Annotated in this window: 23 protein-coding genes and 2 tRNA genes; 17 read left to right on the top strand and 8 right to left on the bottom strand. The window is 71.7% G+C overall.

The window, feature by feature from the left end; all coding sequences use genetic code 11:
* Positions 1-263: 263 nt before the first annotated feature.
* The 4 genes from ACZ4VW_RS01640 (at position 264) to ACZ4VW_RS01625 (ending at position 3,519) form a co-directional block, all read left to right on the top strand.
* Positions 264-1,373 (top strand): SDR family oxidoreductase, encoded by a 1,110-nt coding sequence (locus tag ACZ4VW_RS01640; RefSeq protein WP_467957265.1) that lies wholly within the window; start codon positions 264-266, stop codon positions 1,371-1,373.
* 78 nt (positions 1,374-1,451) lie between these two features.
* A complete protein-coding gene (locus ACZ4VW_RS01635; RefSeq protein ID WP_467957263.1) occupies positions 1,452-1,913 on the top strand; it encodes a molybdenum cofactor biosynthesis protein MoaE in 462 nt (153 codons plus the stop codon).
* A gap of 211 nt (positions 1,914-2,124) precedes the next feature.
* Positions 2,125-2,352, top strand: a complete 228-nt coding sequence (locus ACZ4VW_RS01630) for a hypothetical protein (RefSeq protein WP_467957261.1) — start codon at positions 2,125-2,127, stop codon at positions 2,350-2,352.
* Positions 2,353-2,430: 78 nt separating this feature from the next.
* A complete protein-coding gene (locus ACZ4VW_RS01625) occupies positions 2,431-3,519 on the top strand; it encodes a YlbL family protein (protein WP_467957259.1) in 1,089 nt (362 codons plus the stop codon).
* A gap of 76 nt (positions 3,520-3,595) precedes the next feature.
* Here the strand turns inward: ACZ4VW_RS01625 and ACZ4VW_RS01620 are convergent, their stop codons facing one another.
* Positions 3,596-4,150 (bottom strand): PPA1309 family protein, encoded by a 555-nt coding sequence (locus ACZ4VW_RS01620; protein WP_467957257.1) that lies wholly within the window; start codon positions 4,148-4,150, stop codon positions 3,596-3,598.
* 135 nt (positions 4,151-4,285) lie between these two features.
* On the opposite strand from ACZ4VW_RS01620, the gene ACZ4VW_RS01615 reads away from it, so the two are divergent.
* From ACZ4VW_RS01615 to ACZ4VW_RS01600, 4 genes are all read left to right on the top strand, one after another.
* Positions 4,286-7,276, top strand: coding sequence for a UPF0182 family membrane protein (locus ACZ4VW_RS01615; RefSeq protein WP_467957255.1), 2,991 nt, complete (start codon positions 4,286-4,288; stop codon positions 7,274-7,276).
* A gap of 52 nt (positions 7,277-7,328) precedes the next feature.
* Positions 7,329-7,402, top strand: a tRNA-Met gene (locus ACZ4VW_RS01610).
* A gap of 205 nt (positions 7,403-7,607) precedes the next feature.
* The gene (locus ACZ4VW_RS01605) at positions 7,608-9,641 is read left to right on the top strand and encodes a tetratricopeptide repeat protein (RefSeq protein ID WP_467957253.1); all 2,034 of its coding nucleotides are present in this window, start codon (positions 7,608-7,610) and stop codon (positions 9,639-9,641) included.
* Between the two features lie 46 nt (positions 9,642-9,687).
* Positions 9,688-9,761 (top strand) — tRNA-Met (locus tag ACZ4VW_RS01600).
* Positions 9,762-9,883: 122 nt separating this feature from the next.
* Here the strand turns inward: ACZ4VW_RS01600 and ACZ4VW_RS01595 are convergent.
* Complete coding sequence (locus ACZ4VW_RS01595) at positions 9,884-10,303, bottom strand: Fur family transcriptional regulator (RefSeq protein ID WP_467957251.1); 420 nt, start codon at positions 10,301-10,303, stop codon at positions 9,884-9,886.
* Positions 10,304-10,446: 143 nt separating this feature from the next.
* Between ACZ4VW_RS01595 and ACZ4VW_RS01590 the strand changes: the two genes are divergently transcribed.
* The gene (locus ACZ4VW_RS01590) at positions 10,447-11,898 is read left to right on the top strand and encodes a catalase (RefSeq protein ID WP_467957249.1); all 1,452 of its coding nucleotides are present in this window, start codon (positions 10,447-10,449) and stop codon (positions 11,896-11,898) included.
* A 59-nt stretch (positions 11,899-11,957) separates the two neighbouring features.
* Here ACZ4VW_RS01590 and ACZ4VW_RS01585 read toward each other — a convergent pair whose 3' ends face one another.
* Both ACZ4VW_RS01585 and hisN read right to left on the bottom strand, forming a co-directional pair.
* Positions 11,958-12,359, bottom strand: coding sequence for a CBS domain-containing protein (locus tag ACZ4VW_RS01585; protein WP_467957247.1), 402 nt, complete (start codon positions 12,357-12,359; stop codon positions 11,958-11,960).
* A 173-nt stretch (positions 12,360-12,532) separates the two neighbouring features.
* Entirely contained in the window at positions 12,533-13,333 is an 801-nt protein-coding gene (gene hisN / locus ACZ4VW_RS01580; RefSeq protein WP_467957245.1) for a histidinol-phosphatase, read from the bottom strand.
* Positions 13,334-13,439: 106 nt separating this feature from the next.
* Here hisN and ACZ4VW_RS01575 point away from each other — a divergent pair, with 106 nt between their 5' ends.
* Positions 13,440-14,105 carry a TetR/AcrR family transcriptional regulator gene (locus ACZ4VW_RS01575; protein ID WP_467957243.1) on the top strand — a complete coding sequence of 222 codons (666 nt, stop codon included), beginning with the start codon at positions 13,440-13,442 and terminating at the stop codon, positions 14,103-14,105.
* On the opposite strand, the gene ACZ4VW_RS01570 is transcribed toward ACZ4VW_RS01575, so the two are convergent.
* From ACZ4VW_RS01570 to ACZ4VW_RS01555, 4 genes are all read right to left on the bottom strand, one after another.
* The gene (locus ACZ4VW_RS01570) at positions 13,997-14,320 is read right to left on the bottom strand and encodes a DMT family transporter (RefSeq protein WP_467958133.1); all 324 of its coding nucleotides are present in this window, start codon (positions 14,318-14,320) and stop codon (positions 13,997-13,999) included. The genes ACZ4VW_RS01575 and ACZ4VW_RS01570 overlap by 109 nt on opposite strands.
* A gap of 91 nt (positions 14,321-14,411) precedes the next feature.
* Positions 14,412-15,425 carry a ribosome small subunit-dependent GTPase A gene (gene rsgA / locus ACZ4VW_RS01565; RefSeq protein ID WP_467957241.1) on the bottom strand — a complete coding sequence of 338 codons (1,014 nt, stop codon included), beginning with the start codon at positions 15,423-15,425 and terminating at the stop codon, positions 14,412-14,414.
* 3 nt (positions 15,426-15,428) lie between these two features.
* Positions 15,429-16,757, bottom strand: coding sequence for a 3-phosphoshikimate 1-carboxyvinyltransferase (gene aroA, locus ACZ4VW_RS01560; protein WP_467957239.1), 1,329 nt, complete (start codon positions 16,755-16,757; stop codon positions 15,429-15,431).
* A gap of 28 nt (positions 16,758-16,785) precedes the next feature.
* Positions 16,786-17,472, bottom strand: coding sequence for a M50 family metallopeptidase (locus ACZ4VW_RS01555; RefSeq protein WP_467957237.1), 687 nt, complete (start codon positions 17,470-17,472; stop codon positions 16,786-16,788).
* Positions 17,473-17,572: 100 nt separating this feature from the next.
* On the opposite strand from ACZ4VW_RS01555, the gene ACZ4VW_RS01550 reads away from it, so the two are divergent.
* The 7 genes from ACZ4VW_RS01550 (at position 17,573) to ACZ4VW_RS01520 (ending at position 24,222) form a co-directional block, all read left to right on the top strand.
* On the top strand, positions 17,573-18,388 hold the full coding sequence (locus tag ACZ4VW_RS01550) for an SOS response-associated peptidase (protein WP_467958131.1): 816 nt from the start codon (positions 17,573-17,575) through the stop codon (positions 18,386-18,388).
* Positions 18,389-18,426: 38 nt separating this feature from the next.
* Positions 18,427-19,065 (top strand): alpha/beta hydrolase family protein, encoded by a 639-nt coding sequence (locus tag ACZ4VW_RS01545; RefSeq protein ID WP_467957235.1) that lies wholly within the window; start codon positions 18,427-18,429, stop codon positions 19,063-19,065.
* Between the two features lie 225 nt (positions 19,066-19,290).
* A complete protein-coding gene (locus ACZ4VW_RS01540; protein ID WP_030207302.1) occupies positions 19,291-19,947 on the top strand; it encodes a sigma-70 family RNA polymerase sigma factor in 657 nt (218 codons plus the stop codon).
* On the top strand, positions 19,944-20,252 hold the full coding sequence (gene rsrA / locus ACZ4VW_RS01535; RefSeq protein WP_467957233.1) for a mycothiol system anti-sigma-R factor: 309 nt from the start codon (positions 19,944-19,946) through the stop codon (positions 20,250-20,252). Before ACZ4VW_RS01540 ends, rsrA begins: the two co-directional genes overlap by 4 nt.
* A 148-nt stretch (positions 20,253-20,400) precedes the next feature.
* A complete protein-coding gene (locus ACZ4VW_RS01530; protein ID WP_467957231.1) occupies positions 20,401-21,918 on the top strand; it encodes an HD-GYP domain-containing protein in 1,518 nt (505 codons plus the stop codon).
* The gene (locus ACZ4VW_RS01525) at positions 21,915-23,162 is read left to right on the top strand and encodes an HD-GYP domain-containing protein (RefSeq protein ID WP_467957229.1); all 1,248 of its coding nucleotides are present in this window, start codon (positions 21,915-21,917) and stop codon (positions 23,160-23,162) included. The genes ACZ4VW_RS01530 and ACZ4VW_RS01525 overlap by 4 nt, the downstream gene beginning before the upstream one ends.
* Positions 23,163-23,241: 79 nt before the next feature.
* Positions 23,242-24,222: a tetratricopeptide repeat protein gene (locus tag ACZ4VW_RS01520; protein WP_467957227.1), complete on the top strand. Its 981-nt coding sequence runs from the start codon at positions 23,242-23,244 to the stop codon at positions 24,220-24,222.
* Positions 24,223-24,227 lie beyond the last annotated feature (5 nt).

Raw genomic sequence — 24,227 nt, 5'->3', positions numbered from 1 at the left:
TCCTCCGGGGCGCCTTGTGCCGGGCTCACAGACCCGTGCGTGCTCGCCCCCCTCGTACGCGGGGACTGCGCGCGCTCGGCCGCTGCTCCCCCGGCGCGCCCCTTCGGCTCGCCTCGGTGCCCGACTACACACCACCAGCGTAGACATCCGGGCCGGATATGGGCTCGGTGCTCCGCCGGGCCGTCGCCTGCGGCAGGATGGACGCCACCTGGTACGTACGCGTCATTCGTGTACGTACTGAAGACAACCGCTGGAGACGCCCGGTGAGTTCCCCAGATCCTCAGGTTCGCGCAGCGCGAAACATCTCGACCCGCTCCACGGGGCGCGGCCCCGTCGTCGCCGTCACCGGTGCCGCGTCCGGGGTCGGCGACCTGCTGACCAGGCGCCTCGCCGCCTCGGAGGAGATCAAGCAGGTCATCGCGATCGACGAGCGCCGGGGCGAGGTCGCGGAGGCGCAGTGGCACATCCTCGACGTCCGCGACCCGGCGATCGCCGAGAAGCTGCGGGGCGCCGACGTGGTCGTGCACCTCGCCGTCGATCTCGACCTCGAGTCGGACGCCGCCGCCCGAACGGCCTACAACGTGCGCGGCGCGCAGACCGTCCTCACGGCGGCCGCGGCCGCCGGAGTGCACCGGGTGGTGCTCTGCACCTCCGCGATGGTCTACGGCGCACTGCCCGACAACGACATCCCGCTCTCCGAGGACGCCGAGCTGCGGGCGACCGCCGAGGCCACCGGCGTCGGCGACCTGCTGGAGATCGAGCGGCTCGGCCGCCGCGCGCCGCGCGCCCACCCCGGACTGCAGGTCACCGTCGTCAGGCCCGCCGTCCTGGTGGGCGGTACGGACACGGCACTGACCCGCTACTTCGAGTCGCCTCGGCTGCTCGTGGTCGCCGGCTCCCGCCCCACCTGGCAGTTCTGCCATGTCGACGACCTGGTCAGCGCGCTGGAGTACGCGGCCCTGGAGAAGGTCGACGGGGAGTTCGCGGTGGGGTGCGACGGATGGCTGGAGCAGGAGGAGGTCGAGGAGCTCTCCGGGATCCGGCGCATGGAGCTGCCCTCCGCGGTCGCCCTGGGCGCGGCGGCCCGGCTGCACCGGATCGGGCTCACGCCGTCCCCGGCCGGTGATCTCGCGTACACGATGCACCCCTGGGTGGTGAGCGTCGGACGGCTGCACGACGCCGGCTGGCGGCCGTCCTGGACCAACGAGGAGGTGCTGGCCGCGCTCCTGGAGGAGGTCGAGGGCCGGCACACGGTCGCGGGCCGCCGGCTCGGCCGCAAGGACGCGACGGCCGCGGGTGCGGCGGGCGCGACGGTGGCACTGCTCGGCACGGCGGCGCTGGTCCGCAGGGCACGGCGCCGACGGGGACTGTAGGACCCTCCTACGGAGGGTCCGTCCCACCGGTCGAAAGCGCTATTCCGCGTTGTCCGTGCGGTACGGCACCATGGGCGCATGGCACGAACCAACGACCACCCCGGCGAGCAGGTCGCAGCCGATCCCATCAAGCTGCTCGCGATCCGTGAGACCCCGCTCTCGGTCGACGAGGTCTTCCGGGCGGTCGGCGACGACGCGGCCGGGGGCACGACCCTCTTCGTGGGCACCGTGCGCAACCACGACGGCGGCGCGGACGTCGACGCGCTGGGGTACTCCTGCCACCCCTCCGCCGAGGCCGAGATGCGCCGGGTCGCCGAGAAGGTGGTCGCCGACCACCCGGTCCGCGCCCTGGCCGCCGTCCACCGGGTGGGCGACCTCCAGGTCGGTGATCTCGCGGTCGTCGTCGCGGTCTCCTGCCCCCACCGCGGCGACGCCTTCGAGGCCTGCCGCAAGCTCATCGACGACCTCAAGCACGAGGTCCCCATCTGGAAGCACCAGACCTTCTCCGACGGGACCGAGGAGTGGGTCGGGGCCTGCTGAGCCCCGGGCACGGGCACCAAGGGTCTCCCAGAAGTCTCCGGCCCGCCGAGCGACGGTCGGCAAGCCGACGCGCCGACGTCCTGTAGTCGAACGCCCCGATTTGCGTAACCGGCCCCCCGGCAGCAGCGTTGGTGCTGCAGATCGTTAATCTGCTGATCGGCCGGGTTCCGGTCGATTGCGGTCGCTCGCTCATTGGGGATGGGAGGTCGGGATGGCAGCGCTTGCCTGGTTGCTGATTCCGCTTTTCGCAGTCGTCGGCGCGGCGATATGGGGAAGCTGGGCCCAGCGGAACAAGACCATCGGGGACGTGGCCGAGCTCGCCGGCTACGCACGGTTCCGCGACGCCATGGAGCGTTCCCATTCCGGTGGCGACGGTGCCGACCAGGAGATCACCGCAGCCTCGGCCTCCCCCGTCCGCAGCAGCCACGTCTCCGGCTGATCTCCCTCCCTCCCTCCGCCGCCTCGTACGGACCCGCCCCACAGGTGCACTCACAGACCGGTCCCGTACTGTCGTTCCATGCCACGCCGCACTGCGACGATGCTCGCCTCCACCCTGATCCTGATCACTCTGCTCTGTGTGGGCGTCCTGGTGCCGGTGCCGTACGCGGAGATGAGCCCCGGCCCCACGGTCAACACCCTCGGCGAGGCCGACGGGGAGCCCGTCCTGCGGATCTCGGGGCACCGGACGTACCCGACCGACGGGCACCTCAACATGACGACCGTCCGCGTCACCAGCGCGGACTACCGGATGAACATGGTCGAGGCCGTCTACGGCTGGCTCGCCCACGACAACGTGGTCGTTCCCAAGGAGACCCTCTACCCGGACGGCAAGACCGAGGAGCAGTCGAGCCAGGAGAACGCCGAGGAGTTCAGCCAGTCGCAGGAGAGCGCCAAGGTGGCCGCCCTCACCGAGCTGAACATCCCGGTGACCAGCCGGGTCGTCGTCGCCACCGTGGTGAAGGACAGCCCCGCCCAGGGCAAGCTGCACGCCGGGGACGTCATCAAGGCCGTCGACGGCGTCCCCATGAAGGACCCGGGTGACGTCGCCAAGCAGGTGACCAAGCGCGCGCCGGGCGAGAAGGTCGAGTTCACGATCGTCCCCGCCAAGGAGGCGGCCGCGGCCGAGAAGGCCCGCAAGGAGCCCACCGCCACCCGGAAGGTCACGATCACCACCGCCAAGTCCCAGGAGGGCGACCGGGCGATCGTCGGCATCCAGGCCGGCACCGACCACGTCTTCCCGTTCACCATCGACATCAAGCTCGCCGACGTCGGCGGGCCCAGCGCCGGTCTGATGTTCGCGCTCGGCATCGTCGACAAGCTGACACCCGGCAGCCTCACCGACGGCAAGTTCATCGCCGGGACCGGGACCATCGACGACAAGGGCGAGGTCGGCCCCATCGGCGGCATCGAGATGAAGCTGGTCGGCGCGCGCGACGCGGGCGCCCGGTACTTCCTCACCCCGGCCGACAACTGCGAGGCCGCCGCCTCCGACATCCCCGACGGCCTCACCCTCATCAAGGTGAACACCATCGACGACGCGACGAAGTCGCTGGAGAAGCTCCGCAAGGGCGACACGGAGAACCTGCCGAGCTGCTCGAAGAGCTAGGGGACAGGCCCTGGGCACACGGAAACCGAAGGGGGCGCCCCGGTCGTCGACCGGGGCGCCCCCTTTTCCGTACGTCTCAGGACTCGAACGTCGCCGCCAGGGCGTCCGCCAGCCCCGGGACCAGGTCCGCCCCGGTCAGCACCTCGTTCGGGGAGTCCTTCTCGCGCAGCCGGATGGCCGCCTCGCGGGCTCCGTCACGGAGGACGGCCACGGTCATCCGGACCTCCTGGCGGTCCGGGTGCCGCGCCACCCACTTCGCCAGACCGGCCTCGTCCAGGCCGTCCGGCACGGACGCCTCGGCCGACGGCGGCAGCATCAGCCGCTCCACCGTCATCGCGCAGCCGACCACCGCGTCGGGCCAGGCGATCGTGCCGAGGAACTCGTCGAGGGGCTTTCCCTTGGGCAGCTCCTCCTGCTCGATGGGGGTGTAGGCGGCGGCTTCCGTGCCTTCGAGGCCGAGCTGGGAGGCGAGTCCCGGCTCCTGGGCGCGCAGTCGGGCCGTGTCGACGAGGGCGAAGAGCCGGGCCGGGCGGTCCCAGCCGAGACCGGAGGCGTACTCGTCGATCTCGAGCACCGCGCGGGTGAGGGGGCTCGCGGCCATGGGGGTGCCGGAGGGGGAGACGTTGGACATGACCCATATCCTGCCTCCTTCGCACCCGAAGACGGGAACTAGGTAAAGCTTCAGTAAGTTGCACCAGTGGGCTCTACGATCGCGGGGCCTGCTTATCGACGCATCAACCTCGAGGGGCGCACGTTGGCTTTCCAGATGCCGGACCGCGGAGGCGGCGGAGGCCCGTCCGGGCCAAGGATCAGAGTCGGCCGGCCGTCCCGGCGGGCCCGCACGCTGCTCATGACCCTGGGCGTGCTGGCCGTTCTGGCCATGGTGTTCGTCATGTTCGCCGGGTTCTGGACGGACTGGCTCTGGTACCGCTCGGTCCACTACTCGTCCGTGTTCACCACCACCCTGTGGACCAAGATCGGCCTGTTCGCCGTCTTCGGCCTGCTCATGGGGCTCGCCGTCGGGCTGAACATCTGGCTGGCGCACCGGCTGAGGCCGCCGCTGAGCGCGATGTCGCTCGAACAGCAGAGCCTCGACCGGTACCGGATGGGCCTGGCCCCCTACAAGAAGTGGGTGCTCCTCGCGATCACCGCTCTGGTGGGCCTGATCGCCGGTGCCTCGGCCTCCGGCCAGTGGCGGACCTGGCTGATGTGGGTGAACGGCGTGCCGTTCGGCCAGAAGGACCCGCAGTTCCAGCTGGACGTGGCGTTCTACGCCTTCGACCTGCCCTGGTACCGCTTCCTGCTCGCCTTCGGATTCGCCGCCACCGTCCTGTCGCTGATCGCCGCCGCGCTGACGCACTACCTGTACGGCGGACTGCGCATCACGAGCCCGGGTGCGCGCGCCACCGCCGCGGCCACGGGCCACCTGTCGGTGCTGTTCGGCGTCTTCGTCTCGCTGAAGGCCGTGGCGTACTGGCTCGACCGGTACGGCCTCGCCGTGAAGTCCAGCGACTTCAAGGCGGCGGGCAACTGGACGGGTCTGCGGTACGTCGACGCCAACGCGTACCTGCCGGCGAAGACGATCCTCTTCTGCATCGCCGCGATCTGCGCCGTGCTGTTCTTCGCGACGCTGTGGCGCCGCACCTGGCAGCTGCCGGTCATCGGCTTCGGACTCATGGTCCTTTCGGCGATCCTGATCGGCGGCCTGTACCCGGCCATCGTGCAGAAGTTCCAGGTCCAGCCGAACGAGCAGGCCAAGGAAGCGCCGTACATCCAGAAGAACATCGACGCCACGCGCAAGGCGTACGACATCGACGCGACGAAGCCGGAGAACTACTCGGGCAAGTCCACGGTCAAGGCCAAGGACCAGCTCCGCTCGGACTCCGACACGGCGGCCAGCTACCGGCTGATCGACCCGAACATCGTCTCGCCGACGTTCCAGCAGCTGGAGCAGAAGCGGAAGTACTACCAGTTCCCGACCACCCTGGACGTCGACCGCTACCAGGGCCAGGACACCGTCGTCGGCCTGCGTGAGCTCAACATCAAGGGCATCCCGAAGCGGAACTGGATCAACGACCACTTCACGTACACCCACGGCTACGGCGCGATCATGGCCGCGGGCACGCAGACGGACGCCAACGGCTCCCCGGTCTTCACCGAGTCCGGCCTGCCGACCACGGGCCAGCTCGGCCCGTACCAGCAGCGGATCTACTACGGCGAGAAGACCGATCAGTACTCGATCGTCGGCGGCCCGCAGAAGGAGCTGGACTACGAGGAGAACGGCGAGAAGACCACCAGCTACGAGGGCAAGAGCGGGGTCGATCTCTCCAGCACCTTCAACCGCGCCGCCTACGCGGTCGCGTTCAGCGAGCCGCAGATCCTCTACTCCGGGGCCATCGGCGAGGGTTCGCGGGTCCTCTACAACCGCACGCCCAAGGAGCGCGTCGAGGCGGTCGCACCCTGGCTGACCATCGACGGCGACGCCTATCCGGCGGTCGTGGACAAGAAGATCCAGTGGATCGTCGACGCGTACACGACCACCAACGGATACCCGTACGCCTCGCGCACCACGCTGGGGGAGAGCACGGCCGACGCGCTGACGGTCGGCAACCAGCAGCGCGCGGTGGTCGCCCAGCAGAACCAGGTCAACTACATCCGCAACTCGGTGAAGGCCACCGTCGACGCCTACGACGGCACGGTGACGCTGTACCAGTGGGACAAGGAAGACCCGGTCCTCAAGACCTGGATGAAGGCGTTCCCGGACACGGTGCAGCCGCGTGAGGCGATCAAGCCGAGCCTCATGCAGCACCTGCGCTACCCGCAGGACATGTTCAAGGTCCAGCGCGAGCTGCTCACCCGGTACCACGTCACCAACCCGGCGCAGTTCTACAGCGGTTCGGACGCCTGGCAGGTGCCGGACGACCCGACCAACAAGGACCGCAGCGCCGTCCCGCCGTACTACCTGAGCATGAAAATGCCCGGGGACCAGCAGCAGCAGTTCTCCCTGACGACGACGTTCACCCCGAACGGCCGGCCCAACCTGGGCGGCTTCATGGCGGTGGACGCGGACGCCGGCAGCAAGGACTACGGCCGCATAAGGCTGTTGCGCGTCACCTCCGAGGTCCCGGGACCGGAGCAGGTGCAGAACAAGCTCAACAGCCTGCCGTCGGTGGCGACCTTCGTCCGGGACATGAAGGGCGCCGACTCCGACATCCAGTACGGCAACCTGCTGACGGTGCCGCTCGACGGCGGCTTCCTCTACGTCGAGCCGGTGTACGCCCAGGGCCGCAACGCGCACTACCCGCTGCTGAAGAAGGTCGCGGTGTCGTACGTGGACGCGGACCAGCCGGACGGTGACACGACCAAGGACACCACGGTGTTCGAGGACAACCTCACCGAGGCGCTCAACGCGGTCTTCGGGGTGCGGGGCAGCACGCCGCCCGAGCAGCCGGAGGAGCCGGGCACCAAGCCGCCGACGACCCCGAGCACGAACGACGCCGCGCTGAAGCAGGCCATCGCCGATGCGCAGAAGGCGTACGACGACGGTGAGGCGGCTCTGCAGAAGGGTGACTGGACCGCCTACGGCAAGGCCCAGGAGGCCCTGCAGGACGCGCTCCAGCGGGCGGCGGACGCGGGCGCGAAGCTGACGCCGGCCGACCAGAAGCCGGCGGATCAGAAGCCGGCCGGCCAGAAGCCGGGGGCGACGCCGTCGACCGGCCCGAGCCCGTCGACCAGCGCGGCCCCACCCAGCGGCTGATCTGCCTGGTCAGGCACCACCCCCGCGTCGTGATACCTTAAAGACACAACGACGCGGGGTGGAGCAGCTCGGTAGCTCGCTGGGCTCATAACCCAGAGGTCGCAGGTTCAAATCCTGTCCCCGCTACTGAAGACAAGGGCCCGGATCCATCAGGATCCGGGCCCTTGTCGTGTTCCAGGGGGACGCGCCGGGGCCCGAAGGGCCGTGGGGATGGGGCGAGTTGGGGCGAGTCGTGTTTGACTTATCTCTCTGTGGGCATGTCGACAAAACGCTGAAGTGACCTCACTGGCTGCGGTATACCAGGTGTACGCGCGTTGCGGGTGGTGCGACGATGGAATTTATGGGGGACAGGGCAACTCTGTTGGAGACAGGGCGGTTTGTGCAGCGGCACGTGAAGAGTGCCGCGGACGACATCATCGAGGCCGCGGTGGCCGTCGATGCGGCCGTCGACACCACCGCCGAGAACGAGACCGAGACCGAGGCGCGCCACCGGCGTGCCGCCGAGAGCGGCGACGCCGCATCGATGAGCGTGCTCGGCGCGCTGCTGCTGCGCCGCGGTGACCTGGACGGCGCCGAGCCGTACCTGCGCGGCGCCACCGCGGAGGGGGACCGCGCGGCCGCCAACAACCTGGGTGTCCTGCTGCACCAGCGCGGATACGCCGACGAGGCGGCCGGCTGGTGGCGGGTCGCCGCCGTCGCCGGGTCCGCGCCCGCCGCCCACGCCCTCGGCCGCCACCACCGCGAGCGCGGCGACGAGCCCGCCGCCGAGTACTGGCTGCGTCAGTCCGCCGAGCAGGGCCACGCCCTGGGCGCCTACGCCCTGGCCGACCTCCTGGAGCACCGCAGCGACGTCGGCGCCGAGCGCTGGCTGCGCGCGGCCGCCGAACGAGGACACCGGGAGGCCGCGTACCGGCTCGCCCTCGCCCTGGAGCGGCGCGCCCAGGAGACGACGAGGGGCCCGTCCGCCTCCGGTCTCTCGGCCCGCGACGCGCTCGCCCACGACACCGCGCAGGCCGACACGGCCACGTCCGACACCGCGCAGGCCGACACGGCCACGTCCGACACCGCGCGGGCTGGCACCAGGTCCGGTACGGCCGAGACCGGCGCCGGTGCGGCCGGCGCCGGTGGCGCCCGTGCCGCCGCCGCGCCCTCCGGTGATCTCGCCGAGGCGGAGCAGTGGTTCCGGCAGGCCGCCGCGCGGGGACACCGGCGTGCCGCGCTGCACCTCGGGGCGATCCTGGAGCAGCGGGGCGAACTCAAGGAGGCCGGCCGCTGGTACCTGAGCTCGGCCAAGGAGGGCGAGGCCAAGGCCGCCTGCGCGCTCGGCTTCCTGCTCCGCGACGCCGGTGACGAGGAGAGCGCCGCCGTGTGGTGGCTGCGCGCCGCCCAGGACGGCGACGGCAACGCCGCCAACGCGCTCGGCGCCCTGCACGCCGCCCGGGGGGAGCAGCAGACCGCCGAGCGCTGGTACCGCGCCGCCATGGACGCGGGGGATGTGAACGGGGCGTACAACCTCGGGCTGCTCTGCGCCGCCCAGGACCGTACCCAGCAGGCCGAGCAGTGGTACCGCCGCGCCGCCTACGCGGGTCACCGCGAGGCCGCCAACGCGCTCGCCGTGCTGCTCCTGCAGGCCGGGGACACGGGCGGCGCCGAGCCCTGGTTCTCCAAGGCCGCGGAGGCCGGCAGCGTCGACGCCGCCTTCAATCTCGGCATCCTCTACGCGGGTCGCGACGACGACCGGACGGCGCTGGGCTGGTACGAGCGCGCGGCGGCCGCGGGCCACACCGAGGCGGCCCTCCAGGTCGGCATCGCCAGCCTGCGCGACGGGGACGAGCAGACCGCCGAGCGGTATCTGCGGTGTGCGGCGGGCGGTGGCAGCGCCGAGGCCGCGTTCCGGCTCGCCACCGTCCTCGACGCGCGGCGGCCGGAGCCCGGTCCGCCCGCGCTGGGTGCGCCGCGCGAGGAGAAGTCCGAGTGCGAGGAGTGGTACGAGCGGGCCGCTCAGCAGGGCCACCGGCGCGCCCAGGTGCGGGTGGGCATGCTCGCCGCCGCGCGCGGTGACGTGGCGCAGGCGGCCCACTGGTACCGCGAGGCCGCCGAGGCCGGCAGCCGCAACGGCGCGTTCAACCTCGGCCTCCTCCTCGCGCGCGAGGGCAGCGAGCGGGAGGCCGCCCTGTGGTGGACCCGCGCCGCCCGCGCCGGGCACGGACGCGCGGCGCTGCGGCTCGCGCTGCTGGCGGCCCGGCGGGGCGAGCTGTCCGAAGGGCGGCGCTGGTGCGCGAGGGCCGTGGAGCTCGGGCCCGCGGAGGTGGCCGAGCGGGCCGCCCGGCTGAGCGAGGCGCTGCACCAGGAGCTCACCGCCTAAGCGATTTGCGCTGGTCGTGGGCGTCCCGTAAGGTTGGGTTCACCGACGCGGGGTGGAGCAGCTCGGTAGCTCGCTGGGCTCATAACCCAGAGGTCGCAGGTTCAAATCCTGTCCCCGCTACTCAGTAGCAACGAAGGCCCGGATCCAGTCACTGGATCCGGGCCTTCGTCGTACTCGCCTTCGCCCGCCCGCGCGCGGGAAGAGCCCCCACCGTCCGGTGGGGGCTCTTTCGCTGAGGTCTCTCAGGCGGTGGTCGCGCAGTTCGGGCAGATGCCGCGGTACGTGACCTCGACGTCCGAGATCGTGAAGCCGAAGCGCTCCGCGTCCGGGAGGTCCGCCAGCGGGTTGCCGGAGGGGTGGACGTCGCGGATGGCGCCGCAGCGTCCGCACACGAGGTGCTGGTGCGGGCGGTGCGCGTTCGGGTCGTACCGCTTGGCGCGGCCGTCCGTCGCGACCTCCATCACCTCACCGAGCGTGACCATCTCGCCCAGGGTGTTGTAGACGGTCGCCCGGGAGATCTCCGGCAGTCTCTCCACGGCGCGGGCGTGGACCTCGTCGGCGGTCAGATGGACATGATCTCCGTCGAGGACCTCGGCCACGACGCGCCGCTGCGCGGTCATGCGCCAGCCGCGGCCGCGCAGTCGTTCCAACAGGTCACTCATGGGGGTCAGCCTAACAGTGAGGGACCAAGATCCCGAACTGGTGTGACTTTGGAAGTGAGCTTGACTTAGACAATGTCCATTGTAGGATCGAGTTCGAGGTAAGCCGGGGACAGGGCTTGCAGAAATCCACGCAGGAGGCGCACGTGACGCAGGGACCGCTCACCACGGAGGCCGGCGCGCCGGTCGCCGACAACCAGAACAGTGAGACGGCGGGCGTCGGCGGCCCCGTCCTGGTCCAGGACCAGCTCCTCCTGGAGAAGCTCGCCCACTTCAACCGCGAGCGCATCCCGGAGCGCGTGGTCCACGCGCGCGGCGCCGGGGCCTACGGCACCTTCACGCTCACGCGTGACGTCTCGCGGTGGACGCGCGCCGCGTTCCTCTCCGAGGTCGGCAAGCAGACCGAGACGTTCCTGCGCTTCTCCACCGTCGCGGGCAACCTCGGGGCGGCCGACGCGGTGCGCGACCCGCGTGGCTGGGCGCTGAAGTTCTACACCGAAGAGGGCAACTACGACCTCGTCGGCAACAACACCCCGGTGTTCTTCATCAAGGACGCCATCAAGTTCCCCGACTTCATCCACACCCAGAAGCGCGACCCGTACACCGGCTCGCAGGAGGCGGACAACGTCTGGGACTTCTGGGGTCTGTCCCCGGAGTCGACCCACCAGGTGACCTGGCTCTTCGGCGACCGCGGCATCCCCGCCTCGTACCGCCACATGAACGGCTACGGCTCGCACACCTACCAGTGGAACAACGAGGCCGGCGAGGTCTTCTGGGTCAAGTACCACTTCAAGACCGACCAGGGCATCAAGAACCTCACCCAGGCCGAGGCCAACCGGCTCGCCGGCGAGGACCCGGACTCCCACCAGCGCGACCTGCGCGAGGCCATCGAGCGCGGCGACTTCCCTACCTGGACCGTGCAGGTCCAGATCATGCCGGCGGCCGAGGCGGCGACGTACCGCTTCAACCCGTTCGACCTCACCAAGGTGTGGCCGCACGAGGACTACCCGCCGATCGAGATCGGCAAGCTGGAGCTCAACCGCAACCCGGAGAACATCTTCGCCGAGGTCGAGCAGTCGATCTTCAGCCCCGCGCACTTCGTGCCGGGCATCGGCCCGTCCCCCGACAAGATGCTCCAGGGCCGTCTCTTCGCGTACGGCGACGCCCACCGCTACCGCGTCGGCATCAACGCCGACCACCTGCCGGTGAACCGCCCGCACGCCACCGAGGCGCGCACCAACTCCCGTGACGGCTCCCTGTACGACGGCCGCCACAAGGGCGCGAAGAACTACGAGCCCAACAGCTTCGGCGGACCGCACCAGACCGACCGCCCGCTGTGGCAGTCGGTCCCGGTGACCGGTGCGACCGGCGACCACGCCGCCCCGATCCACTCCGAGGACGACGACTTCGTCCAGGCGGGCAACCTCTACCGCCTGATGTCCGAGGGCGAGAAGGGCCGTCTCGTCGACAACCTGGCGGGCTTCATCGCCAAGGTCTCGCGCGACGACATCGCCGAGCGCGCGATCGACAACTTCCGCCGGGCGGACGGTGACTTCGGCAAGCGGCTCGAGACCGCGGTCCAGGCCCTGCGCGGCTGAGGGCGCTTGTCGTCGAAAGAGAGGGCCGGGCTTCCGTGGGGAAGCCCGGCCCTCTCGTGTCACCTTGCCAGCGAGGGTGTGTGCCGATGTGCCGGGGTCCAGCAGCGGATGATGTCGCGCACCGAGACGATGCCCACCGGGCCCGTCCCGTCGAGCACGACCAGATGACGGAACCCGCCGTGCGTCATGGCCGCCGCGGCCTCCTCCAGCGTCCATGTGGGCGCGGCGAAGACGACGTTGTTGGTGGTGTGGGCCCCGACGGTCTCGCTGTCGGGGTTCTGGTCCGCGCCGATCGAGTTGAGGATGTCGCGCTCGGTGAGGATGCCGAGCCCGCTGGTGTCGGTGTCCAGGACTATGGCCGCGCCGACGCGGCGGGCCGACATCAGCCGGGCCGCCTGGCGAAGGGTGTGAGCGGGTCCGAGGGTCAGGGCCAGCGTGCTCATGGCGTCACGGACGAGCATGGATGGAGCCACCTCCTTGGCGAACAGGTTCCGCCTTCAACGAGAACCGATTCACAAGTTCACAAGTGGGGGGACTCTCAGAGTGGCACCGGGGGACCGGCTCAACAAGGGGGCGCGCACGGTGCTCATGGGGGCGCCCGGGGCGGCCGGCGCGGCCGGCCGCCGTCCGCGCGTCAGTTCTTCTGGTTCAGATAGCTGAGCAGTTCGCCGTGGAGAAGGCCGTTCGACGCCGCCGCGTTGCCGCTGTGCGGACCGTGCCGGCCGTCGAGGCCGGTGAACGTGCCTCCCGCCTCCTGCACGACGATCGCCGTGGCCGCCATGTCCCAGAGGGACAGCTCCGGTTCGGCGCAGACGTCCACCGCGCCCTCGGCGACCAGCATGTACGGCCAGAAGTCGCCGTACGCCCGTGTCCGCCAGCACGCACGCGTGAGATCGAGGAAACCGTCGAGGCGTCCCTGCTCCTCCCAGCCGCTCAGCGAGGAGTACGCGAAGGAGGCGTCGCCGAGCTCCGAGACCTTCGAGACCTGGATCCGGGTCGCCGAGGTCAGGCTGCGGCCCGTGTACGCGCCCGCGCCCTTCGCGGCCCACCAGCGCCGGCCGAGCGCCGGCGCCGAGACCACGCCCACCACCGGCTGGAAACCGGTGTCCCCGGCCTCCATCAGCGCGATCAGGGTCGCCCAGACGGGTACCCCGCGCACATAGTTCTTGGTGCCGTCGATCGGATCGATCACCCAGCGGCGCGGGCCCGTGCCCTCGACGCCGTACTCCTCGCCGAGGATCGCGTCGCGCGGCCGCGCCCGCTGGAGCTGACCACGGATCAGCTCCTCGGCGGCCTTGTCCGCCTCGCTGACCGGCGTCATGTCCGGCTTGGTCTCGACCTTGAGGTCGAGTGCCTTGAACCGGTCCATGGTCGCCGCGTCGGCGGCATCCGCGAGGACATGGGCGAGACGCAGATCATCGTGGTAATCGGCCATGGTCGAAACTCTATCCCTCGAAGGGACGCGGGCCGACGAGAGCCCTTGACACTGCGTGGCCGCCCGTCAACTCTGAGCGCAGAACCGTTCTGGCCGGGAGGCGACGATGCCGACTGCCCGTGAGGCCCTGCTGAACGCCGCGCTGGCGGCCCTCGGGGGGCTGCCATGGTCGGCGGTGCGGATGGTCGACGTCGCGTCCGCCGCGGGCGTCTCCCGGCAGACCCTCTACAACGAGTTCGGCAGCAAGGAAGGGCTCGCCCGCGCGCTCGTACGTCGCGAGGCCGACGCCTACCTCCAGGGCGTGGACCGGCTCCTCGCCCGGCCCCTGCCGCCCGCGCGGAACCTCGCCGCCGTCGCCGAATGGACCGTCGCACGGGCCGGCGCCCGACCGGTCCTGCGCGCCCTGCTCACCGGCTGCTGGAACGACCGGCTGCCCACGCCCCGCCCCGCGCGGGCAGGGGCCCGCGCCTCCGCCGTACCCGCTCAGCGCCGCGCCGACGCCGGGGTGCCCTCGCCCGCTGATCTGCTGGGAGCCGCGCGGGACCGGGCCGCCTCGGCGCTCGGAGCGGAGGGCGGCGAGGTGGCGCGGGCGTGCGAGGTCGTCCTGCGCCTCGCGCTGTCGTACGTCGTCACACCCGGGCCGCCCTCCTCGGCGGCAGAGGGTCAGTGGGCCGAGCCGGAGAGCTGGAGCCCGATGACGCCGACGATCACCAGCGTGATCGAGACGATCTTCAGGGTGGACACGATGTCGCCGAGGAAGACCATCCCGTAGATCGCCGTCCCCGCCGCGCCGATGCCGGTCCACACCGCGTACGCGGGACCCACGTCCAGCTTGCGCAGCGCCAGCGTCAGCAGACCGAAGCTGCCGAGGGCGAAGACGGCGAAGGCGATCGTCGGCCAGAGCCGGGTGAAACCGTGCGAGAGCTTCAGACAGACGGCGAATCCCGTCTCCAGAATCCCCGCCACCACCACCAGCAGCCACGCCATCGTCAGTGCCTCCACGCCGTCGGTGACTGCTTCGCCTCACTCGGTGCGATTATGCACTTACCAAGAGCAGTCGCCCGCAAACGTGCGCGAATCAGTCGCCCTCGCGTCGTTCCCGGGTGGAGAGCAGGCGGCGCAGGGAATGCAGCCGAGCCGGGTCGGCATGCCCGTCGGCCACCCACGCGTCGAGCGCGCAGTCCGGCTCGTCGTGGCTGCAGGACCGCGGACAGTTCTCGGTGCCGGGCACGAGTTCGGGGAACGCGAGGATCACCCGGGACGGATCGACATGGTGCAGCCCGAAGGAGCGCACACCGGGGGTGTCGATCACCCAGCCACCCTCCTTGTCGTTGAGGGGGAGGGCGAGCGCCGAGGTGGTGGTGTGCCGGCCCCGGCCCGTGACCGCGTTGACGAGACCGGTGCTCCGCCGGCGCTCCGGCGGCACCAGGGCGTTGACCAGAGTCGTCTTGCCGACACCGGAGTGCCCGACGAACGCCGTGGTCCGCCCCTTGAGGTGCTCGTGCACCCGCTCGGCGGCGACCCCGTCCACGAACTCGTCCCGGGTGGTGACCACATGGGGCACGCCGAGCGCGCCGTACATCTCCAGCAGGTCGTCCGGCGGGGCCAGGTCGGACTTCGTCAGGACCAGGAGCGGGGTCAGCCCGCCGTCGTACGCGGCGACCAGGCAGCGGTCGATCAGCCGGGGGCGCGGCTCGGGGTCGGCGAGCGCGGTGACGATCGCCAGCTGGTCGGCGTTGGCGACGACGACGCGCTCGAACGGATCGTCGTCGTCGGCCGTACGGCGAAGGACGGAACTGCGCTCGCCGATCCGGACGATCCGGGCCAGCGTGTCCTTCTCGCCCGACAGATCGCCCACCAGGGAGACCCGGTCACCGACGACCGCGGCCTTGCGGCCCAGCTCGCGCGCCTTCATCGCCATGACGATCCGGTCGTCCACCAGACAGGTGAGCCGGCCCCGGTCCACGGTGAGGACCATGCCCTCGACCGCGTCCTCGTGCTTGGGGCGGATGGTGGTGCGGGGACGGTTGCCCTTGCGGTTGGGCCGCTGGCGGATGTCGTCCTCGTCGGTGTTCTTCCCGTAACGCCGCATGCCTCAGACTCCGAGCATTTCGGTCCACATTCTGGGGAAGTCGGGCAAGGTCTTGGCGGTGGTCGCCACGTTCTCGATCTCCACCCCCTCGACCGCGAGGCCGATGATCGCGCCCGCCGTCGCCATGCGGTGGTCGTGGTACGTGTGGAAGACCCCGCCGTGCAGCGGACGCGGGCGGATGCGCAGACCGTCCTCGGTCTCCGTCACGTCGCCGCCGAGCTCGTTGATCTCCTTGGTGAGGGCCGCCAGGCGGTCCGTCTCGTGGAGCCGCAGATGCGCGACGCCGCGCAGCGTGGAGGGGGAGTCGGCCAGCGCCGCGACCGCCGCGATGCCGGGCGTCAGCTCGCCGACCTCGCTCAGGTCGACGTCGATGCCGTGGATGCGGCCGCTTCCGGTGAACGTGAGGCCCGCCTCGGTCAGCTCGCAGGAGCCACCCATCTCGGTGAAGATCTCGCGCAGCGCGTCACCGGGCTGGGTGGTCCTGGCGGGCCAGTCCGGAACCGTCACGCGGCCACCGGTGACCAGGGCCGCGGCCAGGAACGGCTGGGCGTTGGAGAGGTCGGGCTCGACGGTCAGGTCCCGGCCGAGGAGGGCGGAGGGGGAGACCCGCCAGACGTTCGGCTCCCCACCGGTCTCCGGCTCGTCGACCTGGGCGCCGACCTGCCGCAGCATGTCGACGGTCATCCGGATGTGCGGCATGGACGGCAGCTTGGCGCCGACGTGGCGCACCTCCACCCCCTGGTTGAAGCGGGGCGCGGAGAGCAACAGCGCGCTGACGAACTGGGAGGACGAGGAGGCGTCGATCTCCACCGGGCCGCCGTCGAGCGCCCCGCCGCCGTGCACGGTCATCGGCAGCGCGCCGCGCCCGTCGTCGTCGATCCGGGCGCCGAGCACGCGCAGCGCGTCGATCACGCCGTTCAGCGGACGCTCATGGGACCGGGCGTCGCCGTCGAAGTGCACCGGGCCGTCGGCGAGGGTCGCCACCGGCGGGAGGAAGCGCATGACCGTACCCGCGTTGCCGACGTCCACGGTCGCCGGGCCGCGCAGCCCCGCCGGGATGATCCGCCAGGCCTCGCCGGTACCGTCCGGGCCCACGCCCTCCTCGATCTTCACCCCGAGCGTGCGCAGCGCCTCGGCCATCAGGAGCGTGTCGCGGGAGCGCAGGGGGCGGCGCAGCCAGCCCGGCTCGGCGGCGAGCGCGGCGAGGACCAGGCCGCGGTTGGTGACCGACTTCGATCCGGGCACGGTGACGGTCGCGTCGACGGAACCGCTCGCGTACGGGGCGGGCCAGGGATCGGTCTGCAGGTCGGCGTCCGAGGAGGTATCGGTCATGCCCTCACTTTAGTGGGGACGGCACCGACTACAGCCCCAGCAACCAGCGCCCTCCGCCGATCAGGGAGCAGATCGCGACGGCGTGGAAGAAGAAGAGCCAGAGCGCCGGGTGCACATGGGTGAGGCGGGCCAGCTGGTCGGCGTCCGAGTCCGGGGCCCCGCCGTGGCGCCGTTTGCCCTGGAGCTCGAAGACCGGCCGGACGCCGCCGGCCAGCAGGAACCAGACGACGGAGTACGCGAACCCCGCCTGCACGTCCGGGCCGGTCAGCCAGGAGACCAGGAGGAACGCGGCGCCCGTGAGAAGCACGGTGAAGATCCCGTACGCGTTGCGGACCATCACGAGCATGACAAGCAGAAGGGCGGTCGCCAGCCAGAGCAGGAGTGTGATCCGGTGGTCGGCGAGCAGCCAGGCGCCGCCGAGGCCGAGCAGCGGGGCGGCGGTGTAGCCCGCGGCGGCCGTCAGGATCATGCCGAGACCGGTCGGGCGGCCGCGGGAGACGGTGAGCCCGCTGGTGTCGGAGTGCAGCCGGATCGACTGGAGCCGGCGGCCGGTGACCAGGGCGATCAGTCCGTGGCCGCCCTCGTGGGCGATGGTGATGGCGTTGCGGGACAGCCGCCACAGGGCGCGGGGCACGGTGACGAGGAGCGCGGCCACGCCGGTGACGATCACCAGCCACTCCTCCGGGGCGGGCTGGGTGCCGAGGACTTCGGTCATTTTCGGATCGGCTCCTCGGAGGCGGAAAGGGTGCCGGTGCGGGGCACCGTCGGTGAGGGGTGGTGGTCGGGCGACGGGAGGGAGTGGCAGTGTGGCACGTATGTGCGGACGGTATGCAGCGAGTCGTCGGCCCGAGGACCTGGTGGGTGTCTTCGAGGTCGAGAAGTGGGAGCCCGAGGAGACCCTGGCTCCCGACTGGAACGTGGCCCCGACCAAGGAGGTCTACGCGGTCCTGGAACGCCCTTCGAAAGACGCGGATTCTCCGCGGCCGGTTCGCCAGCTGCGGACGCTGAAGTGGGGCCTGGTGCCGTCCTGGTCGAAGACCCCGGAGGGCGCGGCCAGGATGATCAACGCGCGGGCGGAGACGGTCGCCGAGAAGCCTTCGTTCAAGCGGGCCTTCTCCACGCGGCGCTGCATCCTGCCCGCCGACGGTTATTACGAGTGGGTGACCGGATCGGGAGAGCGCGACCTGGAGGTCGAGGGGAAGAAGAAGCGGCCGCGCAAGCAGCCGTACTTCGTGACCCCCGCGGACGGCTCGGTTTTCGCGATGGCCGGGCTCTACGAGTTCTGGCGCGACCGCACACTGCCGGACGACCACCCGTCGGCGTGGTGGGTGACGTGCTCCGTGATCACCACCGAGGCGGAGACGGGACCGCTGGGCGTGGCCCCGGCGGAGGGCCCGCGCTCGCTCGCGGACATCCACCCCCGGATGCCGCTGATGCTGACCCCGGACCGCTGGGACGCGTGGCTGGACCCGCGCCGCACGGACGTGGAGGAGCTCCAGGGGCTGCTCGAAGCGCCTCCGGGCGGCCTCATGCGGGCGTACCCGGTGGCCACCGCGGTCAGCAACGTCCGCAACAACGGCCCGGAGCTCCTGACGGAACTGGAGGGCCCGGAGGTCGGCACGCTGTTCTGAGGACCGCCCCGGAGGGTCCCGCGCGGCAGGATGGTCGCGTGACCACCAGCGAGAACGTATCGACCGACGCCGGGGACGCCCGGATCACCTGGCACCCCGGCAGGAAGCCGTGGGCGGTCCTGGCCCTGGGCCACGGGGCCGGTGGCGGGATCGAGGCGCGGGACCTCCAGGCCCTCGCCGCGGCCTTGCCCGCGCAGGGCGTGACCGTGGCGCTCGTCGAGCAGCCGTGGCGCGTCGCCGGGAAGAAGGTGGCGCCCGCGCCGAAGACCCTGGACACCGGGTGGCGCGGGCTCTGGCCCGCCCTCGCCGCGCCCGGCCTCCCCGTGATCGCCGGGGGGCGCAGCGCCGGCGCCCGGGTCGCCTGCCGGACCGGGAAGGAGCTCGGCGCCCTCGCCGTGCTCGCCCTGAGCTTCCCGCTGCACCCGCCGGGCAGGCCCGAGAAGTCCCGGGCCGCCGAACTGCTCTCCACCGGCCTGCCCACCCTCGTCGTCCAGGGCGGCAACGACCCCTTCGGGACGCCCGGGGAGTTCCCTTCGGGCGACCACCGAGTCGTCGAGGTGCCGTACGGCGATCACGGCTTCGCCGTCGCCGAACGCGCCCCCGTCACACCCGAAGGGACCCTCGGTCTCATCGTCGAGGAAGTCACCTCGTGGGCCGCGTCACTGCGGGAATGCTGAGCCCGCGAGCGCGGTTGTGCCCCATGTCGGTGTGAGAGCAAGGAAGAGGGAGTCCGTCGCATGGGTTCGACCATCTGCCCCGAGCGCGTGAAGGCCGCTGACCTCGACTGGACAGTGCTGCCCGCGCCCAGGACCGCCCCTATTCGGGCGGCGGGTGGAGGGGTTCCTCGTCTATCCTCCGAATCGAGCGGGTCCGCATTCGGGTTCGCCGCAGCGCTGGAGGAGGTGGGTCCGGTCACTGGGACCGACACAGGGACCGACGACGGCCCCGAGGAGACGACCGAGGAGCGCAACGCGCGCTTCGAGCGGGACGCCCTCGGATACCTCGACCAGATGTACTCCGCCGCGCTGCGCATGACGCGGAACCCCGCGGACGCCGAGGACCTGGTGCAGGAGACGTACGCCAAGGCGTACGGCTCGTTCCACCAGTTCCGCGAGGGTACGAACCTGAAGGCGTGGCTGTACCGCATCCTCACCAACACCTTCATCAACTCGTACCGCAAGAAGCAGCGCGAGCCTCAGCGCAGCGCTGCCGAGGAGATCGAGGACTGGCAGCTCGCCCGCGCCGAGTCGCACATGTCGACCGGTCTGCGGTCCGCCGAGTCGCAGGCCCTCGACCACCTGCCGGACTCGGATGTGAAGGAAGCGCTTCAGGCGATCCCCGAGGAATTCCGCATCGCCGTCTATCTCGCGGACGTGGAAGGCTTTGCGTACAAGGAGATCGCGGACATCATGGGGACACCCATCGGTACGGTGATGTCCCGACTGCACCGGGGCCGCCGCCAGTTGCGCGGCATGCTCGAGGACTACGCCCGCGACCGCGGGCTCGTTCCCGCGGGCGCCGGAGAGTCGTCGAACGATCTGAAAGGCTCGGGCTCATGAGCTGCGGAGAGCCGCACGAGACGGACTGCTCAGAGGTCCTGGATCATCTCTACGAGTTCCTCGACCATGAGATGCCCGACAGTGACTGCACCAAGTTCGAGGTGCACTTCGAGGAGTGCTCCCCGTGCCTGGAGAAGTACGGCCTGGAGCAGGCGGTGAAGAAGCTCGTCAAGCGCTGCTGCGGCAGCGACGACGTGCCCTCCGACCTGCGGGCCAAGGTGATGGGCCGGATCGACCTCATCCGCTCGGGCCACGTGATGCCTGAGCAGGACGTGACGGATGTGACGGCGACCGCCCAGGAGTGACCGCCGATCCCGTGTGAAAGGGCCGCCGCGAGTTCGTCGCGGCGGCCCTCACACATACATCAGCTTGTATCACCCGATGGTGCGAATCGCTCGCCGACCGCCCGGACGCGCCGCCCGAATCGCTAGCGTGACTGGGGTGATGGGCGCGATGGTGATTCCCCGAGCGGCACGCGTGTACATCGGCTGCGCCCTTCTCTGCGCCGCCGGATGCGCTCTGCCCGCGCTGCGCCCCGGCGCGGGGACCCCCTGGGGAACCGTCGCCCTGCTCACCGCCCTCTACGCCCTGTGCGAGCTGCCCGGCCGCTGTCCGCTGCTCGGCCGGGCCCTGGGCGGCTCGGTGCCCCTGGGCGCGGGCTCCTTCTTTCCCGTCCTGCTCTCCTCCGCGCTGCTCCTGCCGCCCTCCGCCGCCGCGCTCACCGTGCTGCCGGGCGCGCTGCTCGCCCGTGTCGACCAGCGGCCGGCGGCCGTACGCCGGGTGTGGCGGGCCGGACAGCTGATGCTCGCCGTCTGGGCCGCCGCGCTGGTCGCCACCGCCCTGAGCTGCGAGGGCGTCCTCGGGCAGGGGGCGGCCGTCCCCGACTTCCCGTACGTCCTGCTGCCGGCCGGAGCCTCCGTGCTCACCTTCTGCCTCGTCCTGACCGCCCTGACCGGCGGGATCCGCGCCACGGCCGAGGGCCTCGCCCCGCGTACCGCCTGGCGCGGGCTGTTCGTCCGCTCCCTCGCCCCGCACGCGGTGCACGGTCTCGCCGGGCTGATGATGGCCGTGCTGTGGCGCAGCGCGTACGGTCCCGTCGCCGCGCTCTTCGTCCTGCTGCCGATGTACATCTCCTGCTGGGTCTTCGCCCAGTACCACCGGGAACGCGCCGCCCACCAGGCGACGATCCGCGCCCTGGTCCAGGCCGTCGACATCAAGGACCGGTACACCCGGGGGCACAGCGAGCGCGTCGGGCGCGCCTCGGTGCTGATCGCCCGTGAGCTGGGCATGGCGGAGGAGCGCCTGGAGATCCTCCGCTTCGCCGGGATCCTGCACGACGTGGGCAAGCTCGGCGTCCCCACCCGGGTCCTGCGGAAGGACGGGCCGCTGACACCGGAGGAGCGCCGGATCATCGAGCTGCACCCCGAGTACGGGCACGAGATGGTGCGCGGCATCGGGTTCCTGGGCGAGGCACGGGCGGCGATCCTGCACCACCACGAGAAGATGGACGGCAGCGGGTACCCGTACGGGCTCAGGGGCGCACAGATTCCGGAGTTCGCCCGGGTGGTCGCGGTCGCCGACGCCTTCGACGCGATGACCTCGACCCGCTCGTACAGCAGGGCGCGGCCCGTCGCGACGGCCGTGGCGGAGCTGGAGCGGTGCGCGGGCACGCACTTCGACCCGCAGATGGTGGGGGCGCTGGTCCGGGCGCTCGACCGCCACGGCTGGCAGACGGAGGTCACGGCCGACGAGCCGCCGCTCCCGGGCACGGCGCTCCCGACACCGAGGCCGCCCGCCCGTCCAGGCACCGCCCCCGAGCCGTCCGCCCGGCCCGATGCCGCTCCCGAGCCGTCCGCCCGGCCGGGCACCGCCCCCGAGCCGTCCGCCCGGCCCGATGCCGCTCCCGAGCCGTCCGCCCGGCCGGGCACCGCCCCCGAGTCGCCCCTCGCCCGCCCCCGGGGCATCGCGTGAGGCCCGGGGCCGTCACCGTCGGCGTCGTCTACGGAGCAGCGCTCGCCCTCACCGGCGCCGGCTTCGCCGCCACGCTCTGGAACGGGGTCGAGGAGCCCGCCATCGCCCTCGCGTTCGGCGTCCTCATCGCCTTCGGCGAGCTCGCCCGCTGGGGCGCCCTGCCCGGCGAACGGGAGCCCGCGCCGATCGCCGCGGCGGGAGCCGTCGCGTACGCCCTGCTCGGCGAGAACGCGGGCAGCAGCACCACCCACGGCGTCCTCCAGATCATCGCCGTCGCCGTCGCGGGCGGGCTCGTCGGGATCGTCCCGCACATCGCCCGCGGCAAGGGCCCAGACCTGGACCACCTGGCGCGGCGCATCCTCACCGTCGGCTTCGCCGCCCTCTGCTTCCAGCCGCTCTACAACTCGGGCGACCTCACGCACCACCTGGGCGAGGGGCCGCTCCACGCCCTCTACCTGCTCCTCCTGCTCGTCCTCACCGCCCTGTGCGACGCGGTCCTCGCCGCCCTCGTGCTGCGCGCCCGCACCGGCTACCCGTACGGCCCCCTCCTGCGCGACGAGCTGCGCGCCCTGCTCGGCATCGGCTCCGCGGTCTGCGCCACCGGCGCCGTGATGGCCCTCGGCGTGGCCGTCGCCGGGCTGTGGGCGCTGCCCGTCTTCTGCGTACCGCTGCTGCTCACCCAGGTCTCGTTCCGGCGGTACGCGGCCGTGCGCACCACCAACCGGCAGACCATCGCCTCCCTCGCCCGCGCCACCGAGATCGCCGGCTGTACGCCGCCCGGCCACGCCCACCGCGTCGCCGCGCTCAGCGGGGCGGTCGGGCGCGAGCTGGGGCTCTCCGGGACCGAGCTGACCGTCCTGGAGTATGCCGCGCTCATGCACGACATCGGGCAGCTCTCCCTCGTCGACCCCGTCCCCGAGGGCGCCACGGCCCTCCTCCCGCCCGAGGAACAGCGCCGGATCGCACTCCTCGGCGCCGCGGTCGTCCGCCAGACCGGCGTCCCCGCCGCCGTGGCCGTCGTCGTGGAACGCCAGGCCGATCCGTACCGTGACCAACCCCTGCCCGCCCGGATCGTCCGTACGGTCAACGCCTACGACGACCTGGCGGGAGACAGCGCGGCGGGCGGCCTGGGCGCCCTCGAACACCTGCGCCTGGGGACCGCCCGCGACTACCATCCGGAGGTCGTCGAGTCGCTGGCCAGAGTCCTGGCGAGAGGCGGCGTCGCGTCGGCCCCCGCTGGGTAACCCATGGGTAATGAGCGCGCGTCCAACCGGGCATGGTTGGATGCGAACAAGAGGGTGAAGCGACCGGCAGGCGGGAATCGTGAGGATCTTCGGGAAGGTACGGCATCGGCCCTCCGCCTCGTGGCGGCAGGCCACCGACCGCGCGTTCACGCTGATCGGCGACGGCCGGTACGAGGACGCGGGCGCGCTGCTCACGCGCGCGGCGGATCTGGAGCCCTGGCTCTCGGAGTCCTGGTTCAACCTGGCGCTGCTGCACAAGTTCCGGCACGACTGGGAGCAGGCGCGGGCCGCCGGGCTGCGCGCCGTCGCACTCCTCGACAAGGAGACCGGCGCTCCCGACTGGTGGAACGTCGGCATCGCCGCCACCGCGCTCCAGGACTGGCCGCTGGCCCGCCGGGCCTGGCAGGCGTACGGGCTGAAGGTGCCCGGGGCCTCGGCGGGCACCGGTGAGCCCGTCGGCATGGAGCTCGGCAGCGCCGCCGTCCGGCTCTCGCCGGAGGGCGAGGCCGAGGTCGTGTGGGGCCGCAGGCTGGACCCCGCCCGCATCGAGGTGCTCTCCATCCCGCTGCCGTCCTCCGGCCGGCGCTGGGGCGAGGTCGTCCTCCACGACGGCGTCCCCAACGGCGAGCGGACCACCACCGCCGGCCCCTCGTACCCCGTCTTCGACGAGATCGAGCTGTGGGCCCCCTCGCCCGTCCCCACCTGGGTGGTCCTCCTGGAGGCCGCCACCGAGGCGGACCGTGACGCCCTGGAGCAGCTCGCCGCCGACGCCGGCTTCGCCGCCGAGGACTGGTCCTCGTCGGTCCGGCTGCTGTGCCGCGCCTGCTCCGAGTCGACCATGCCCAGCGCCGAGGGCGAGGGCGAGCACCTCGACCCGCACGACCACAGCGAGCCGGGCCACCCCGGCCCGCTCGGCCACCGCTCGCCCGGCGAACTGTGGGTCCCCGAGCGGGAGTGCGGCATCGCGGCGCCCGTGGGCCTGGTCCGCGGGCTCCTCGACGGGTGGGTCGCGGACAGCCCCGACAGCCGTGAGTGGCGGGATCTCGAAGAAGTCTGCTGACGGCT

This window comes from Streptomyces sp. NPDC029139, from assembly GCF_055564335.1.
The sequence above is the reverse complement of the archived record's forward strand: the minus strand, read 5'-3'. Positions and strand labels throughout refer to the sequence as shown.